Genomic DNA, 14,210 nt, shown 5'->3' with positions numbered 1-14,210 from the left:
TGGCCGAATCAAAAATGATCGCGCACGCGCTCGAACGCGCTGCGAAACCAGGCGGCGAATTCATCAGGCGAATCAGACAAACGTTGCTCGATCGATGCTATAGACGTGTACATCCACTCGCTCACTTCGCCGGGGTTGGGCGTGGGCGTGTCGGAGAACGACCCGATGAACAAATGGTCGATCTCGTGCTCGATCAGCCCTTGCCCCACGTCGGCTCGATAGCGAAAGACGCCAGCCCAGCGAAGCGCGCAGTCGAAGCCCATCTCTTCGCGAAGACGGCGATGCGCCGCCGCTTCGATCTGTTCATCTTGCAGCGGATGGCCGCAGCAGGTATTCGCCCACCGTGACGCGGAGTGATACTTGCCGGCGGCACGCCGCTGCAACAGCACTTCGCGTTCATCGTTGACGACGAAGATCGAGAACGCCCGATGCAATAAGCCGCGTGTGTGTGCGTCGATTTTTTCGGCAATGCCGACGGTTTGGTCGAGTTCGTTGACGAGGACGACCTGATTGATGTTGTGCACCAAGCGAACTCCCGCGCGACAAGTGAATAACGCAGCATGGACGGTGCGTCGAGGCACGCGTCAGACCACGGATTCAATCTTAGGATGCTGGACTCAGCCGCGCGCACGCGAACTCGTAGCCTGATGGGACAGTCCTCCGGTTGACTTGTCATTTTGATGAACTCGCGAGCGGCAAGTATCGCCCGCATCGGCTTTCGTGTAGATTCGCGGCACTGCATTTCGCTTCTCGTCGCCTTTATCATCGATGTCCACGCCGTATTCCTTCGCTCGATCGATCGCTTCGTTTGCGCCCCACCCCCGCGGCTGGGATGCGCGGCTGGAACTACATTTCGCTCGAATCGCTGCGCGAACTACGCTCACTCGACGCAAACATCTCGGCCCATTACGCGTGCAACGCCCGCTTTATCCCGAGGGCGAGGCGATCTGTCATGCGGTAATCGTGCATCCACCGGGCGGCGTTGCCGGCGGCGACAGGCTCGACATCGATATTGAACTCGGCGCGAACGCGCATGCGGTATTGACGACGCCGGGCGCAACGAAATGGTACAAAGCTAATGGCTTGAGTGCCTCGCAGCACATCGGCATTCGGGTTGCCGCAGGCGCCCGGCTCGATTGGCTTCCACAGAACAACATCGTTTTCGATGATGCCAATGCCGAACTATCGTTCGCGCTGGAGATTGCCGAAGGCGCCTCCGCGATGGGTTGGGACGCGGTTCAACTCGGCAGACAAGCAGCGGGCGAGCGTTGGATCGCCGGGTCGCTAACCGCCTTCACCTCAATCGCTCGCCCCAGTAATGGACCGCTGCTATGGCACGAACGTGTCCGGCTCACCGCGAACGATACGTTGCGCGCGGCACCGCAAGGCCTCGCCGGATACGCGGTGTTCGGCACGCTGTGGGCCGTGGGTGACGCCTGCACCGACGCGCTCGCCGAATCGCTTGCTGCGCAGTTGCCGTTCGACGATCGGCTGCGCGCGGGCGCAAGCACGTTGCCCGGCGGCGTATTGCTGATACGGGTGCTGAGCGCCTCGATGGAAGACCTGCAGCGGCTGATGCAACAGTGCTGGGCCACGCTGCGGCCAGTGGTGCACGGTACGTGCGCGCAGCCGTTACGTCTTTGGAGCACCTGAACACGCACAAAAACAGCGCCTGCTGACGGCGCATGCGCGATGGCTTGCCACAAATCGGCGCATGCAACGCGATAATTCCCCATTATCGTGCATGCGGCACCTGTCTTTCGACGTACACCGCCCGCTGCAAGATGGTGCACACGACGCTGGCACGAGCCTTGCTCTTTCGGGCGCTCGCACCGGTTACCGACGGTGCCGCTTTCCCGCGGCACGAGTAGCCGCGTAGGAGACCCCTTTCATGAAGCATCGCCTCATTGGGCGCACGTTCGCTGCGCTCGCTACTGTCACGGCCGTTGTCACGGCACTTGCAAGCCCTGCTGCGCACGCCGATGCGCTCGACACCGTCACAAAGAGCGGCGTGCTGCGCGTGGCGATCCCCGAGGACTACCCGCCATTCGGTTCGGTAGGCGCCGACATGAAGCCGCAAGGTTACGACGTCGACACCGCCGCACTGCTGGCCAAGTCGCTGGGCGTCAAGCTGCAACTCGTGCCTGTGAACAGCGCGAACCGCATTCCGTATCTCACGACCAACAAGGTCGACCTCGTGATCTCGTCGCTCGGCAGAACGCCCGATCGAGAGAAGGTCATCGATTTCTCGCAAGCTTATGCGCCCTACTATCAAGGCGTATTCGGCCCTGCCGACATCAAGGTAACGAGCCCCGCCGACCTGAGCGGCAAGACAATCGGCGCCACGCGCGGCGCACTCGAGGAAATCGCGCTCACACAAATGGCACCGAACGCCACGATCAAGCGATTCGAAGACAACAACGCAACCATCGCCGCGTTCCTCTCGGGCCAGGTTCAATTGATCGCGGCCGGCAATGTCGTCGCCGCGGCGATTTTGGCGAAACACCCGCCGCGACAGCCCGAACCGAAGTTCGTCATCAAGGATTCGCCCTGCTATGTCGGCCTCAACAAGAGCGAAACGCGCATGATGGAGAAGGTCAACGCCGCCATCGCACAAGCACGCCACGACGGCACGCTCGATGCAATGTCGAAGAAGTGGTTTGGCCAGCCGCTGCCGGCAACGCTGTAATGAGCTACACGCTCGAATTCGGCGAGCTCGCGCAATATGTCGGCATGTTCGGGCGTGGCGCGGCGCTGACACTCGCTTTGACGGCCGCATCGACCGTGTTGGGGGTGGCTGTCGGCATCACTGGCGCAGCGGCTCGCGAGAGCCGCTCCTCACTTGCGCGAGCGTGCGCCTCAATCTATGTCGAAGCGATTCGCAACACGCCCTTCATCATTCAGCTCTTCTTTGTTTTTTTCGGGCTGCCAGCACTCGGCGTGCGACTCGATGAAATCAGCGCCTCGGTGATAGCGATGACGCTCAACCTCGGCGCTTACTCGACCGAAATCGTACGCGCCGGTGTAGCGGCTGTGCCGCGCGGACATCTCGAAGCGGCAGCCTCACTTGCGATGACGCGCGCGCAGATTTACCGGCATGTGGTGCTGCCGCAGGCACTCGCCAAAGTCTTTCCGGCCCTCACGAGCCAGATCGTCATCGTCATGTTGGGCTCGGCGGTCATTTCGCAAATCTCGGTGCCCGACTTGACCTACGCTGCAAGCTACATCCAATCGCGCAACTTCCGCGCATTCGAAACGTACGTCGTCATTACAGCGTCGTATCTCGTACTTGCGATTGCGCTGCGCGCGGCATTGAACGCCACAGGCCGAAAGCTGTTCGCACGGGGCGCCCGATGATCGAATTCAGCTTTGCGCAGATCATCGAAAATCTGCTGCTCGCGGCACGCTGGACGATCGTGCTCTCGCTCGTGTCGTTTCTAACGGGCGGCATCGCGGGGCTCGTCGTGTTGTTTGCACGCGTGAGCCCATCGCGCATGCTTCGCACGACAGCCAAGGTCTACATCGAAGTGTTTCAGGGCACACCGCTTTTGATGCAGCTGTTCGTCGTGTTCTTCGGGCTGCCGCTCATCGGCCTCGATGTCGATCCGTGGGTTGCAGCCACGCTCGGCCTGACATTCTTCACAAGCGCTTATCTCGCCGAGATCTGGCGCGGCTGCGTCGAAGCCATTCCGCGTGGGCAGTGGGAAGCATCGGCCAGCCTCGCGATGAATTACTTCGAGCAATTGCGCCACGTGATCTTGCCGCAGGCGTTGCGAATTGCCATCGCGCCCACGGTCGGTTTTTCGGTGCAGGCCGTCAAGGACACCGCGCTCGTTTCGATCATCGGCTTTACCGAACTGACGAAAGCCGGCACCGTAATTTCCAACGCAACGTTCCGGCCATTCATCGTATATGGCTGCGTGGCCATCATCTATTTCCTGCTTTGCTATCCGTTATCGCGCACGGCCCGTGCGCTCGAAAGGAAACTGTATGTCGCTCGTTGAAGTCAGCCAGCTACACAAACAATTTGGCTCGGCACATGTATTGAAAGGCATCGATCTGAAAGTCGAGGCCGGGCAAGTGGTGACGATCATCGGACGCAGCGGCTCCGGCAAGAGCACGCTGCTGCGCACGCTCAACGGGCTCGAAAGTATCGATTCCGGCTCGATCGATATCGACGGCGAGCGCATCGACGCGCGTCATGCCGACCTTCGGCGGCTGCGGCTCAGGGTCGGCATGGTGTTTCAGCAATATAATCTGTTCCCGCATCTGACAGCCGGCCAAAACGTGATGCTCGCGCAGACCGTCGTGAAGAAAACGCCACGTGTGAAAGCCGAGGTCTTCGCCGCGAGGATGCTCGAGCGCGTTGGGCTCAGCGAAAAGTTCGATGCCTATCCGGAGCAACTCTCGGGCGGCCAGCAGCAACGCGTGGCCATTGCGCGCGCGCTGGCAATGGAGCCATCGCTGCTGCTATGCGACGAGATTACGTCCGCGCTCGATCCCGAACTCGTCGGCGAGGTGCTCGGCGTCGTCGAACAGCTTGCGAGCGAGGGCATGACGCTCGTTATGGTCACGCACGAAATGCGCTTTGCGCGTCGCGTCAGCGATACCGTCGTCTTCATGCATGAAGGGCGCGTGTGGGAGAGCGGGCCCCCCGAACTGATCTTCGATAGCCCGCAGAGCATAGAATTGCAGAAGTTCGTCCATTAATCGTCCAATCACGCGCTTTCAGACGGCTTTCACAGACCCAGCGATGAAGCTCACTCCACGCGAAAAAGACAAGTTGCTCATCTTCACGGCGGCGCTGTTGGCCGAACGTCGCAAAGCCCGCGGTCTCAAGCTCAACTACCCCGAAGCGGTGGCGTTCATCACGGCAGCACTGATGGAAGCAGCGCGCGACGGGCAAAGCGTCGCCGAGCTGATGCACTACGGCACCACGCTGCTCACGCGCGACGACGTGATGGACGGTATCGCCGAGATGATTCCCGACATCCAGGTCGAAGCGACGTTTCCGGACGGCACCAAGCTCGTCACCGTGCACCATCCGATTCCATGACCCGCTGCCGGCAGCGTCGGCATCGCGCCTAACCGTCTCAGGTCCTCTTCCATGATCCCTGGCGAAATTCTCACCGAACCCGGCGATATCGAGCTCAACGCGGGGCGCGATACGGTCGTGCTCAAAGTATCGAACACCGGCGACAGGCCCGTGCAGATCGGCTCGCACTTTCATTTTTATGAAGTCAACGCCGCGCTTTCGTTTGATCGCGAGCGTGCACGCGGTTTTCGGCTCAATATTGCGGCCGGTACAGCCGTGCGTTTCGAGCCAGGACAGGAACGTACTGTCGAGCTCGTCGCGCTTGCCGGCGATCGGGCCGTCTATGGCTTTAACGGCAAAGTAATGGGCCCGCTCTGACGTGCCGCATCGACGCCGCCCCAATCATTAGGACTGCGAATCATCATGACATTGCGCATCGACCGCCGCGCCTACGCGGAAATGTTCGGCCCGACGGCGGGGGACCGCATCCGCCTCGCCGATACGGATTTGCTGATCGAAGTCGAACGCGACTTCACGGTGTATGGCGAAGAAGTGAAGTTCGGCGGCGGCAAAGTGATACGCGATGGCATGGGCCAATCGCAACGCATCGCCGCACTCGTGGCCGATACGGTCGTCACTAATGCGGTGATCCTCGATCACTGGGGTATCGTCAAAGCCGACATCGCCATCAAGGACGGGCGTATCGCCGCGATCGGCAAGGCCGGCAACCCCGATATTCAACCCGGCGTGACGATTGCGATCGGCGCTGCGACGGAGGTGATCGCCGGCGAAGGATTGATCGTCACCGCCGGGGGCGTCGATACGCATATCCATTTCATCTGTCCGCAGCAGATCGACGAAGCGCTCGCATCGGGTGTGACGACGATGCTCGGTGGCGGCACGGGCCCGGCCACCGGCACCAACGCCACGACATGCACACCCGGCCCCTGGCACATCGAGCGCATGCTGCAAGCGGCCGACGGCTGGCCAATCAACCTCGGCTTTCTGGGCAAGGGCAACGCGAGCTTGCCCGAGCCGCTGACCGAACAGGTGGCAGCAGGCGCCATCGGTCTCAAGCTGCATGAGGATTGGGGCACGACACCGGCCGCTATCGATAACTGCCTGAGCGTGGCGGACGCAACCGACACGCAAGTCGCCATTCACACCGATACGCTCAACGAAGCGGGGTTCGTCGAAGCCACCGTCGCCGCATTCAAGGGCCGCACGATCCACACCTATCACACCGAAGGTGCGGGCGGCGGCCACGCACCCGACATCATCAAGGTGTGCGGCGAGGCCAACGTGCTGCCTTCCTCGACGAATCCGACGCGTCCGTATACGGTCAACACGCTCGACGAGCATCTCGACATGTTGATGGTCTGCCATCACCTCGATCCGTCGATTGCCGAAGATCTGGCGTTTGCGGAATCGCGCATTCGCCGTGAAACCATCGCTGCCGAAGATATCCTGCACGATCTCGGCGCGTTGTCGATGTTGTCGTCGGATTCGCAAGCGATGGGGCGCGTGGGAGAAGTCATCATTCGCACGTGGCAAAGCGCCCACAAGATGAAAGTTCAGCGCGGCGCACTGCCCGAAGACAGCGCGCGCAACGATAACTTCCGCGCGAAACGCTACGTCGCAAAATACACGATCAACCCTGCGATCACGCATGGAATAGCGCATGAAGTGGGTTCGATCGAGGCCGGCAAATGGGCCGATCTCGTATTCTGGGAGCCCGCGTTTTTTGGCGTCAAGCCGTCGCTCGTCGTCAAAGGCGGCATGATCGCGCTCGCGCAGATGGGCGACCCGAACGCGTCGATTCCAACGCCGCAGCCGGTGCACTATCGCGAGATGTTCGCCACGCGCGGCGGCGCGCTCGCGCGCACGTCGCTGACGTTCGTGTCGCAGATGGCGCTCGATGCGGGTATTGGCGAACGCTACGGGCTCGCCAAACGGCTTGTGCCCGTGCGCGGCTGCCGCAAGGTGACGAAGGCCGATATGATCCATAACGCGTGGCAACCTTCGATCAGCGTCGACCCTGAGACTTATCAAGTTGTTGCCGACGGAGAATTGCTTACATGCGAGCCGGCTACCGTCCTGCCGATGGCACAGCGGTACTTTTTGTTCTGAGTCCTAACTAATTTCGCCGGCCCCTATGCGCACCATCGATAAACGCATCGCCCCTAACATCAAACTCGCTGCCTCGCTTGTTGCGCGCGCGCCGACGCTCGTGCTCGCTTATGACGCGCGCTGCAAGAGCCGGCTCGCCGTCACACTCGATGCCGGCGAAGAGGTTGCGCTTGTTTTGCCGCGGGGCACCGTGCTTGCCGATGGCGATCTGCTCGTCGCCGACGACGGCGCACTGGTGCGCGTCGTGGCCGCACCCGAAGCGGTGTTGATCGTGCATGCAAGCGATGCGCTGACGCTCACGCGCGCGGCTTACCATCTCGGCAACCGGCATACGCCTGTGGAGGTTGGGGCTGATTACTTGAAACTAGCCGCCGACTCGGTACTCGAAGCGATGCTCAAGCGGCTCGGCGCGAGCGTCGAACGCGCGATGCTTGCGTTTCAACCCGAGTCCGGCGCTTACGGCGGCGGGCATCGCCATGGTCACGACGCCACGTTCGAAGAAGACTATGCGCTGGCGCAACAAGTCTTCCACGAACATCATGGCACACCGGCCTCCTCGTCTTGCGAAGAAGGTTGCGCGCACAACCATCATGGACATGAGCACGAGCATGACCATGATCATCGCCACGACGACGACCATGCGCATCGCTGAGCTGACCGCGCTGTTGCATCTTGCATCGCCTGCGTTGCCGGTGGGTGCATTCAGCTACTCGCAGGGCCTCGAATCGGCAATCGACACGCAGTGGGTCACCGATGAAACAAGCGCACGAACATGGATCGAAAGTGGCGTCGCGAACGTACTGGCGCGGTGCGAGTTGCCGTTTGTCGCGCATCAGCTTGCGCGCTGGAACGTAAATGATGGTGCGGGCCTCGCCGCCGCAGACGCGCAGTTTCTCGCCAGCCGCGAGTCGGCTGAATTGAGGCGCGAGACTGAGCAGATGGGCTGGTCGCTCAAGCAGCTGTGCCTCTCGCTCGAATGGGGCGATGAAGCGCGCCGCGCGACGCTGGCGGCTCTCGCTCCGGTCGCTCAACCGAGCGTATTTGCGTTCGCAATCGCGGCGCATGGCATCGAGATCGAAGCCGCATTGGCGGCCTATGCGTTTAGTTGGGTCGAGAACCAAGCCGCAGCAGCACTCAAGGCCGTGCCGCTTGGTCAAATGGCCGGACAGCGCATCATCGTCGGGCTGCGTGGGGCGATCGAAACAGCAGTCGAGCGCGCGCTTGCCACTTCGCCTGACGAGATCAACACGTTCGCGCCGATGCTGAGTGTGCTGTCGGCGCGGCATGAATCACAATATTCGCGACTTTTCCGCTCCTAGGCCAGCGATCGATAAAACGGATACATGCGATGAGAACGAAGAAACTCCCGCCGCTGCGGGTGGGTATCGGCGGCCCGGTTGGATCGGGCAAAACGACGCTGCTTGAAATGCTTTGCAAGGCGATGCGTTCGCGTTATGACCTCGTTGCGATTACGAACGACATCTATACGAAGGAAGATCAGCGCTTGCTGACGGTGGCCGGTGCGCTGCCGGCCGAGCGCATCATGGGCGTCGAAACCGGCGGCTGCCCGCATACGGCGATTCGCGAGGATGCATCGATCAACCTTGAGGCCGTAGACCGCATGCTCACGCGGTTTCCCGATGCCGACATCGTTTTTATCGAATCGGGCGGCGACAATCTCGCGGCGACGTTCAGCCCCGAGCTGTCGGATCTCACGATTTACGTCATCGACGTGGCGGGTGGCGAAAAGATTCCGCGCAAGGGTGGCCCGGGTATTACGAAGTCGGATTTGCTCGTCATCAACAAGACCGATCTCGCGCCGTTCGTTGGCGCGAACCTCGACGTGATGGCATCCGATGCGAAGAAAATGCGCGGCGAGCAGCCTTTTGTCATGTGCAATTTGAAGGCGCTCGATGGTGTCGAAGAGGTGGTTTCGTTCATCGAGACGAAGGGCTTGTTCGGTGCGTTTGGCGTGAAATAGCGCATCGCTAGCGATGTAATCCAGTCGTCCCAACCTATGACCAATCTGTCCGACCTGCCCAACCACACCCCCGCCGAAAGCCACATTGCCGTCACCGACGCGCAGCGAGTGCTTTCCTGCCACGAACTGGAGCGCGAGCGCGTCCACTTGTTGCTGATCGAAGAGGCCAGCAAGGGCCTGAACGATGTGCCTGCAGGCAGGGTGAAAGACGCTCGCAGCACCCTTTTCACCATCAAGCATCGCCGATTGAATCGCTGATTTGCACCGTGGCCGCGCGATGTATCGTCAAGCTCACGTGGAATTTCGAGCGCAGACATTGCTCGCCTAACCAAGCCACTCAACGCTCTTGCGGAGGGCAGCGAACTGCGCAAGTACTGATGACTCAATACCTGCTGTTATGTGTCCGGCGTCTTCGATATTGATGACGCTGTTGGGAGTGGCGAGGCGGTTAATGGATCAGGTCGGCGTTGACGTTCAATCGTTTCGCCAGAGCGGCTAGACGCCTATCCCGGGTCCATAGTTTTGCGTCTGACGTGAGCCTCGCTGCCGCGAGCAAATGCGCATCGACGTAGCCAATTCCAAGTCCGTAGAAGCGGTGCCGATTGATGAATTCAAACACCTCGGCATCAGTGGCGACGCTGGCCTGCGGCAGGTCTTGCAAGGCGTTAAGCACTATCTTGCGTTGTTTTAGAGAACCTAGTGCGATCTCCCCAGTGACGAACGGATGCGCGAGCACCCGGTTTGTCACCAAAAGTTCAGCAAGGATTGCGTCCCCAGACCGGAGATGATCAATCCATACGGACGTGTCGACGAGAATCATGCCAACCTCGATCGTCGGCGCGGCGGGGCTTCGATCGTCGGCTCCGAGCCGCCGAGCCTAGCGAGGCGTCTGGCGCTCTCGCGTTCGATCAGAGCTTTAAGCGCTTCGCGTATCAGAGCGGATTTCTCAGGCAAGCCCGTAAGTGCCTGTGCTTTCGCAAGCAAGTCGTCGTCGAGTGCGAGGGTCGTTCGCATGAGCACACCTATTTCGGCGGTGAAATATGCTCGAATTATAGCATCATTCGATGCGATTTTTTGTGCTGAACGTGCTCAGCATCGCCCGCCGGTGGTTACGAAGCAAACTTATTCCAGCATCGTGAAGATGGGCGCGTACGCGCCGCTTTGGCTTGATCCACGCAAGGGGTGGGGGAAGTGCCGAGATAACGTCAATCGAAGTGTGCAACGTAATCGGCCCGCAAGGCTTCGCGTATCGCGGTGGTCTGAAAGAATGCGCCGAGTTAGGAAGGCAGCGCCGGCCTCGCAGACCCGGCGAGCGGGTCGCCGGGGATGAATGAGGCGCAGGGGGGATCAATCGCGCCGGATGAGCCCCTTTCTAACGACGAATCGTTTGCCCGATCGAATCCGCGCGGCGAACAGCGCATCGTCGCGCGTCCTCGCATCGTCAACGGCAGGTTTTCTCACCGCTGATTTTCTTTGTCATGCGTTCCGTTACCGCGGTCTGACACAAGGCAATAGCCGTTGGCAGCATCGAGCCACCTTCATAATCCAATTTCGCTGACTTTTCACATCTGGCATCGCGCTTCTTCTTCCAAGCCGATATTCGTTTCTCAAGCGCCGCGCCGCACACGGGAGATTGAGCGCTGCGCTTATCGACCACTTGCTGTAACTGGTGTTCGGCGACAATAAGATCGCGCCACGCGCAGAAATTGATGCTCATTTGAGTTGCATCGCTCGATTCGCATTTCTTGAGCAGCGCTGATACTTCGCTCGCCGGTAGTTTGCTTTGTCGCGCGAGTTCGGTTGTCGGATCGAAGTCCGCGGCAGCGGCGGATGCCGCGATCAAGACGAAGAGAAAGGCTGGCACGTGTCTCATTGTCCACCCTGCTGGTTGCGGAATGGAGCCGATTCTTCTCGACGGCGGGTGACCAGTCCGGGTTGGCGCCTCGGGGGAAGCCGGCGACCCCGGTCATCTCGGGGGTGGGCATAGACATACTGCTCCATCTGGTTTGCCACGCGTGTATCTTCACCGCGGTTCGCGGTATGTAGAACAGACCGCGCGCCTGTCGCGCCGAGGTTATATGTGAAGCTCACGAGTGCGTCGAACTGCGCCTGTGTCAAATTTCGATCGGGCACGTTTCGCCGGACCGCAAGCTCCGCCTCATGAACGCGGCGGACAAACTCTGCCTCAACGGCAGCCGGGGCAACTTGGCGTTGGAGTTCCTCTTGGGTGCATGGACCGAGGTGTACAAGCGTACCGATTCCAAACGTGCAATTCCGAACGGAATCGTCGTAGTAACGCATCGTTAGTTGTTCGCGCGTACGCAGCGCCGCCCGTCCAGCGGAACTTAGCTGCGTTATTTTTGTTGTAGTTGGCATATGTCCCTCTCAGTTAATCGGACGGGAGGACTCTACCATTCGCGCGCGTCGTCCTGCAATGCGCTCAACCCGGTTTTCTAAATTGCGATCGATGTCGAGTGGTTGTCGGATCAATGCTCACTTCCAACTCGAGTGCGGTCGTAAATCCCCCTTCGGTCATCGCATGCGCGACCTTCGTCGCGAGCCAGGACCGTTGGACAATTTCGGGCTTCCAGCCGCTCAAAAAAAATCGGCATCTCCGGATAATAAATGCTTGGTTGCGCTGCGTGCGATTGTATTCGGCGGTCGCCGCTACGCGCGCATTTGTCTCGTTCGCATAGGTCTCTAGCGAGGCGTCTGGCGCTCTCGCATCCGCAGCCACTCCTACTTATCCACCCACCACCTCGCCACTTTCCAACAGCGCCATCAACACCTCGACGGACCGCTCGGTAGTCCCCCGATGACGCGCAGCGAAAGCGGAAGCCGCCGCACCCATCGCCACGCGCCGTGCGCGATCAGCAAGACTGCGTGACTTCGTTCCGTATGCTTTGAATACGCTTGTCGACGAACGGAAACCTCTTGCCGCACTACATTTAGGAGACTCACCGTCCGCTTTGCGAAAGACACCATGCGACCATTGTTCCCCCACAACTCCAGAGCCAGTCACATTTCCACGGATCAAGGAGACGACGTCTCGAAGCAAGCATCGCCGACTACTCGGGCTTCTCGACAAACTGGCGTCATGGGTAGCGTCGGCGACCTCGCCTCCAAGTTGCGGCCTTCGACGATCACATACAGCCGCCGTCTGAATCAGGTTTCGACAGAACGGTGGGGACCGGCTCGGGGAGAGGAACTGACACGGCTTGCCGTCCTGCTCGACAAGTTGCCGAGACCCAAGCGGTTGCCGGCATTCAACGATATTCTCGACAAGATAATTGGAGATATTCATCGGGACCAGTTTGGAATACGTGCTTACAGTGGACTTCCCTTTGAAGTGCGCCCCATTCCGCTGGCAGCACTTGCATTCCGGATTGGCAGCCTGCCTGATCCTGCTACGCGGGTGAGCGCATTTAACGACGTGACCGAAGGATACAGACAGCTGACTGAGTTCGTTAGCCAAAACAGGAACCGCAAAATCGGAACATCGCTGAACCCGCAACATCTGGCCATGCTTCGCGAGACTCTCGCGTCCGCAGTCGACCATCTACCCGAAGACGCGCGGCCGTCGGCCCTTGAATCCCTCGACGCAATTCATTGACGGGGCTTGCTGTCAACGCCCCAGCCTCCGCTTCGTGCGATGGCTAAGATCCGAGGCGACCCGGCACCGCCGCACGATGGGGAAATTCCGAGAGCATCGACGATGCGATCGCCTGTTTATCCATCGACTGCGTTGCCATTTTCCAACAGCGCCATCAACACCTCGACCGATCGCTCCGTCGTCCCGCGATGACGCGCAGCGAAAGCTGAAGCCGCCGCGCCCATCGCCACGCGTCGTGCGCGATCAGCAAACAGCCCATTGAGTTCGCGCGCAAGATGCGCCGGATCGCTAACTTGCAAAGCAGCGCCAGCCGCTACCGCATCCGCTGTCGCTTGAGCGAAATTGAAAACGTGCGGCCCGATCAGCACCGGCACACCAACCGCACACGCCTCGATCAAATTCTGCCCGCCGAGCGGCAACAAGCTGCCTCCGATAAACGCGACATCAGACGCCGCATAGTAGGCACCCAGCTCGCCCATCGAGTCCCCGAGCAACACTGCTACATCGGCAGATAACGGCGCCTGTGCAACCTGCGCAGCTGCGGCGGCCGCAAGCGGTTCACCGCCCCACACCGAGCGCCGCTCCACACTCAAGCCGCGCCTCACGACGAGTGCCGCCACTTCGTCAAAACGCTGCGGATGGCGCGGCACGAGAATCAACAGCGCGCCTTTCGTCGCCTGCGCCGAGAACGCATCGAGTACAAGCGCTTCCTCGCCTTCGCGCGTGCTCGCCGCGACCCACACGGGCCGCGAGCCGATCGCCGCTCGCCACGCACGGCCACGTGCTGCAAGCTCCGGCGGCGCCGTCATATCGAATTTCAGATTGCCAAGCACCGTCACCTGTCGCGCCCCGAGCGCCGTCAATCGCTCGGCATCGGCCGGACTTTGCGCAAGCACACGTGTGAAGCCGCCGAACACCTCGCGCGTCGCCGTGCCGAAACGTGCCGCGCGCCGATACGATCGCGCCGACATCCGCGCATTGGCCAGCACGAGCGGCACGTCAGCCTGCCGACATTCGTCGAGCAAGGTAGGCCACACCTCCGTTTCCATCACGACGCCGAGTGCGGGACGCCATGCGTGCAAAAAACGTCGCACGGCATGCGGCATGTCGTAAGGCAAATAACAGCGCGCGAGACGATCGCCGAAAAGCTGCTCGCCCGTTGCCCTGCCGCTCGGCGTCATATGCGTGAGCAAAATGCGGGCATCGGGTCGCGCGCGCATCAGCGCTTCGATCAACGGCTCGGCTGCCCGTGTCTCGCCAACCGAAACCGCATGAACCCAAACGAGCGGTGCCAGATCGTCGGGTGACCGGCCAGGCGCGCGACCGAAGCGTTCAACAATATGCTCGCGATAGCCGCGCTCGCGTCGCGAGCGCACGAAGAGCCGAATGACCGCCAGCGGTGCGACGATCCACCAGAGTGCGCGATAAATGGCCCTCAACATGCGGACCTC

The 14,210-nt window shown here is 60.7% G+C and carries 19 protein-coding genes; 13 read left to right on the top strand and 6 right to left on the bottom strand.

Annotation, left to right across the window (positions count from 1 at the left end; translation table 11 throughout):
- Nucleotides 1-8 precede the first annotated feature (8 nt).
- Nucleotides 9-524, bottom strand: a complete 516-nt coding sequence (idi, locus tag ACSQ20_RS04735; protein ID WP_436017929.1) for an isopentenyl-diphosphate Delta-isomerase — start codon at nucleotides 522-524, stop codon at nucleotides 9-11.
- A gap of 244 nt (nucleotides 525-768) precedes the next feature.
- On the opposite strand from idi, the gene ACSQ20_RS04730 reads away from it, so the two are divergent.
- From ACSQ20_RS04730 to ACSQ20_RS04675, 12 genes are all read left to right on the top strand, one after another.
- Nucleotides 769-1,653 (top strand): urease accessory protein UreD, encoded by an 885-nt coding sequence (locus ACSQ20_RS04730; RefSeq protein WP_436017927.1) that lies wholly within the window; start codon nucleotides 769-771, stop codon nucleotides 1,651-1,653.
- A gap of 238 nt (nucleotides 1,654-1,891) precedes the next feature.
- Nucleotides 1,892-2,689 carry a transporter substrate-binding domain-containing protein gene (locus ACSQ20_RS04725; protein ID WP_436017925.1) on the top strand — a complete coding sequence of 266 codons (798 nt, stop codon included), beginning with the start codon at nucleotides 1,892-1,894 and terminating at the stop codon, nucleotides 2,687-2,689.
- Nucleotides 2,689-3,357: an amino acid ABC transporter permease gene (locus ACSQ20_RS04720; RefSeq protein ID WP_436017923.1), complete on the top strand. Its 669-nt coding sequence runs from the start codon at nucleotides 2,689-2,691 to the stop codon at nucleotides 3,355-3,357. The genes ACSQ20_RS04725 and ACSQ20_RS04720 overlap by 1 nt, the downstream gene beginning before the upstream one ends.
- Nucleotides 3,354-4,004, top strand: coding sequence for an amino acid ABC transporter permease (locus ACSQ20_RS04715; protein WP_436017921.1), 651 nt, complete (start codon nucleotides 3,354-3,356; stop codon nucleotides 4,002-4,004). The genes ACSQ20_RS04720 and ACSQ20_RS04715 overlap by 4 nt, the downstream gene beginning before the upstream one ends.
- Complete coding sequence (locus ACSQ20_RS04710; RefSeq protein WP_436017919.1) at nucleotides 3,991-4,710, top strand: amino acid ABC transporter ATP-binding protein; 720 nt, start codon at nucleotides 3,991-3,993, stop codon at nucleotides 4,708-4,710. Before ACSQ20_RS04715 ends, ACSQ20_RS04710 begins: the two co-directional genes overlap by 14 nt.
- A 43-nt stretch (nucleotides 4,711-4,753) precedes the next feature.
- A complete protein-coding gene (ureA, locus tag ACSQ20_RS04705) occupies nucleotides 4,754-5,056 on the top strand; it encodes an urease subunit gamma (protein WP_436017917.1) in 303 nt (100 codons plus the stop codon).
- 51 nt (nucleotides 5,057-5,107) lie between these two features.
- Nucleotides 5,108-5,413, top strand: a complete 306-nt coding sequence (locus ACSQ20_RS04700) for an urease subunit beta (protein WP_436017915.1) — start codon at nucleotides 5,108-5,110, stop codon at nucleotides 5,411-5,413.
- Between the two features lie 45 nt (nucleotides 5,414-5,458).
- Nucleotides 5,459-7,165 (top strand): urease subunit alpha, encoded by a 1,707-nt coding sequence (ureC, locus tag ACSQ20_RS04695; RefSeq protein WP_436017913.1) that lies wholly within the window; start codon nucleotides 5,459-5,461, stop codon nucleotides 7,163-7,165.
- Nucleotides 7,166-7,190: 25 nt separating this feature from the next.
- The gene (gene ureE / locus ACSQ20_RS04690; RefSeq protein ID WP_436017911.1) at nucleotides 7,191-7,817 is read left to right on the top strand and encodes an urease accessory protein UreE; all 627 of its coding nucleotides are present in this window, start codon (nucleotides 7,191-7,193) and stop codon (nucleotides 7,815-7,817) included.
- The gene (locus ACSQ20_RS04685; RefSeq protein WP_436022917.1) at nucleotides 7,804-8,484 is read left to right on the top strand and encodes an urease accessory protein UreF; all 681 of its coding nucleotides are present in this window, start codon (nucleotides 7,804-7,806) and stop codon (nucleotides 8,482-8,484) included. The genes ureE and ACSQ20_RS04685 overlap by 14 nt, the downstream gene beginning before the upstream one ends.
- A gap of 29 nt (nucleotides 8,485-8,513) precedes the next feature.
- The gene (gene ureG, locus ACSQ20_RS04680; protein ID WP_436017909.1) at nucleotides 8,514-9,146 is read left to right on the top strand and encodes an urease accessory protein UreG; all 633 of its coding nucleotides are present in this window, start codon (nucleotides 8,514-8,516) and stop codon (nucleotides 9,144-9,146) included.
- Between the two features lie 36 nt (nucleotides 9,147-9,182).
- The gene (locus ACSQ20_RS04675; protein WP_436017907.1) at nucleotides 9,183-9,404 is read left to right on the top strand and encodes a prevent-host-death protein; all 222 of its coding nucleotides are present in this window, start codon (nucleotides 9,183-9,185) and stop codon (nucleotides 9,402-9,404) included.
- 190 nt (nucleotides 9,405-9,594) lie between these two features.
- Here ACSQ20_RS04675 and ACSQ20_RS04670 read toward each other — a convergent pair whose 3' ends face one another.
- The 4 genes from ACSQ20_RS04670 to ACSQ20_RS04655 form a co-directional block, all read right to left on the bottom strand.
- Entirely contained in the window at nucleotides 9,595-9,966 is a 372-nt protein-coding gene (locus tag ACSQ20_RS04670; RefSeq protein WP_436017905.1) for a type II toxin-antitoxin system VapC family toxin, read from the bottom strand.
- Complete coding sequence (locus ACSQ20_RS04665; protein WP_436017903.1) at nucleotides 9,963-10,160, bottom strand: type II toxin-antitoxin system VapB family antitoxin; 198 nt, start codon at nucleotides 10,158-10,160, stop codon at nucleotides 9,963-9,965. Before ACSQ20_RS04665 ends, ACSQ20_RS04670 begins: the two co-directional genes overlap by 4 nt.
- A 427-nt stretch (nucleotides 10,161-10,587) precedes the next feature.
- On the bottom strand, nucleotides 10,588-11,019 hold the full coding sequence (locus ACSQ20_RS04660) for a lysozyme inhibitor LprI family protein (protein WP_436017901.1): 432 nt from the start codon (nucleotides 11,017-11,019) through the stop codon (nucleotides 10,588-10,590).
- Nucleotides 11,016-11,447, bottom strand: a complete 432-nt coding sequence (locus ACSQ20_RS04655; protein ID WP_436017899.1) for a lysozyme — start codon at nucleotides 11,445-11,447, stop codon at nucleotides 11,016-11,018. Before ACSQ20_RS04655 ends, ACSQ20_RS04660 begins: the two co-directional genes overlap by 4 nt.
- A 796-nt stretch (nucleotides 11,448-12,243) precedes the next feature.
- Between ACSQ20_RS04655 and ACSQ20_RS04650 the strand changes: the two genes are divergently transcribed.
- Nucleotides 12,244-12,759 (top strand): hypothetical protein, encoded by a 516-nt coding sequence (locus ACSQ20_RS04650; RefSeq protein WP_436017897.1) that lies wholly within the window; start codon nucleotides 12,244-12,246, stop codon nucleotides 12,757-12,759.
- A 116-nt stretch (nucleotides 12,760-12,875) separates the two neighbouring features.
- On the opposite strand, the gene waaA is transcribed toward ACSQ20_RS04650, so the two are convergent.
- Nucleotides 12,876-14,201: a lipid IV(A) 3-deoxy-D-manno-octulosonic acid transferase gene (gene waaA / locus ACSQ20_RS04645; RefSeq protein ID WP_436017895.1), complete on the bottom strand. Its 1,326-nt coding sequence runs from the start codon at nucleotides 14,199-14,201 to the stop codon at nucleotides 12,876-12,878.
- Nucleotides 14,202-14,210: the final 9 nt, after the last annotated feature.

Origin of the sequence: Trinickia sp. LjRoot230, from assembly GCF_964253315.1 — a bacterium.
Taxonomy (GTDB): Bacteria; Pseudomonadota; Gammaproteobacteria; order Burkholderiales; family Burkholderiaceae; genus Trinickia.
This window is presented reverse-complemented; position numbering and strand designations above follow the sequence as displayed.

Excerpts from the sequence above, each read along its gene's own strand:
- ACSQ20_RS04730 (WP_436017927.1), top strand. The coding sequence starts at position 769 with ATGTCCACGCCGTATTCCTTCGCTCGATCGATCGCTTCGTTTGCGCCC.
- ACSQ20_RS04725 (WP_436017925.1), top strand. The coding sequence starts at position 1,892 with ATGAAGCATCGCCTCATTGGGCGCACGTTCGCTGCGCTCGCTACTGTC.
- ACSQ20_RS04720 (WP_436017923.1), top strand. The coding sequence starts at position 2,689 with ATGAGCTACACGCTCGAATTCGGCGAGCTCGCGCAATATGTCGGCATG.
- ACSQ20_RS04715 (WP_436017921.1), top strand. The coding sequence starts at position 3,354 with ATGATCGAATTCAGCTTTGCGCAGATCATCGAAAATCTGCTGCTCGCG.
- ACSQ20_RS04710 (WP_436017919.1), top strand. The coding sequence starts at position 3,991 with ATGTCGCTCGTTGAAGTCAGCCAGCTACACAAACAATTTGGCTCGGCA.
- ureA (WP_436017917.1), top strand. The coding sequence starts at position 4,754 with ATGAAGCTCACTCCACGCGAAAAAGACAAGTTGCTCATCTTCACGGCG.
- ACSQ20_RS04700 (WP_436017915.1), top strand. The coding sequence starts at position 5,108 with ATGATCCCTGGCGAAATTCTCACCGAACCCGGCGATATCGAGCTCAAC.
- ureC (WP_436017913.1), top strand. The coding sequence starts at position 5,459 with ATGACATTGCGCATCGACCGCCGCGCCTACGCGGAAATGTTCGGCCCG.
- ureE (WP_436017911.1), top strand. The coding sequence starts at position 7,191 with ATGCGCACCATCGATAAACGCATCGCCCCTAACATCAAACTCGCTGCC.
- ACSQ20_RS04685 (WP_436022917.1), top strand. The coding sequence starts at position 7,804 with ATGCGCATCGCTGAGCTGACCGCGCTGTTGCATCTTGCATCGCCTGCG.
- ureG (WP_436017909.1), top strand. The coding sequence starts at position 8,514 with ATGAGAACGAAGAAACTCCCGCCGCTGCGGGTGGGTATCGGCGGCCCG.
- ACSQ20_RS04675 (WP_436017907.1), top strand. The coding sequence starts at position 9,183 with ATGACCAATCTGTCCGACCTGCCCAACCACACCCCCGCCGAAAGCCAC.
- ACSQ20_RS04670 (WP_436017905.1), bottom strand. The coding sequence starts at position 9,966 with ATGATTCTCGTCGACACGTCCGTATGGATTGATCATCTCCGGTCTGGG.
- ACSQ20_RS04665 (WP_436017903.1), bottom strand. The coding sequence starts at position 10,160 with ATGCGAACGACCCTCGCACTCGACGACGACTTGCTTGCGAAAGCACAG.
- ACSQ20_RS04660 (WP_436017901.1), bottom strand. The coding sequence starts at position 11,019 with ATGAGACACGTGCCAGCCTTTCTCTTCGTCTTGATCGCGGCATCCGCC.
- ACSQ20_RS04655 (WP_436017899.1), bottom strand. The coding sequence starts at position 11,447 with ATGCGTTACTACGACGATTCCGTTCGGAATTGCACGTTTGGAATCGGT.
- ACSQ20_RS04650 (WP_436017897.1), top strand. The coding sequence starts at position 12,244 with ATGGGTAGCGTCGGCGACCTCGCCTCCAAGTTGCGGCCTTCGACGATC.
- waaA (WP_436017895.1), bottom strand. The coding sequence starts at position 14,201 with ATGTTGAGGGCCATTTATCGCGCACTCTGGTGGATCGTCGCACCGCTG.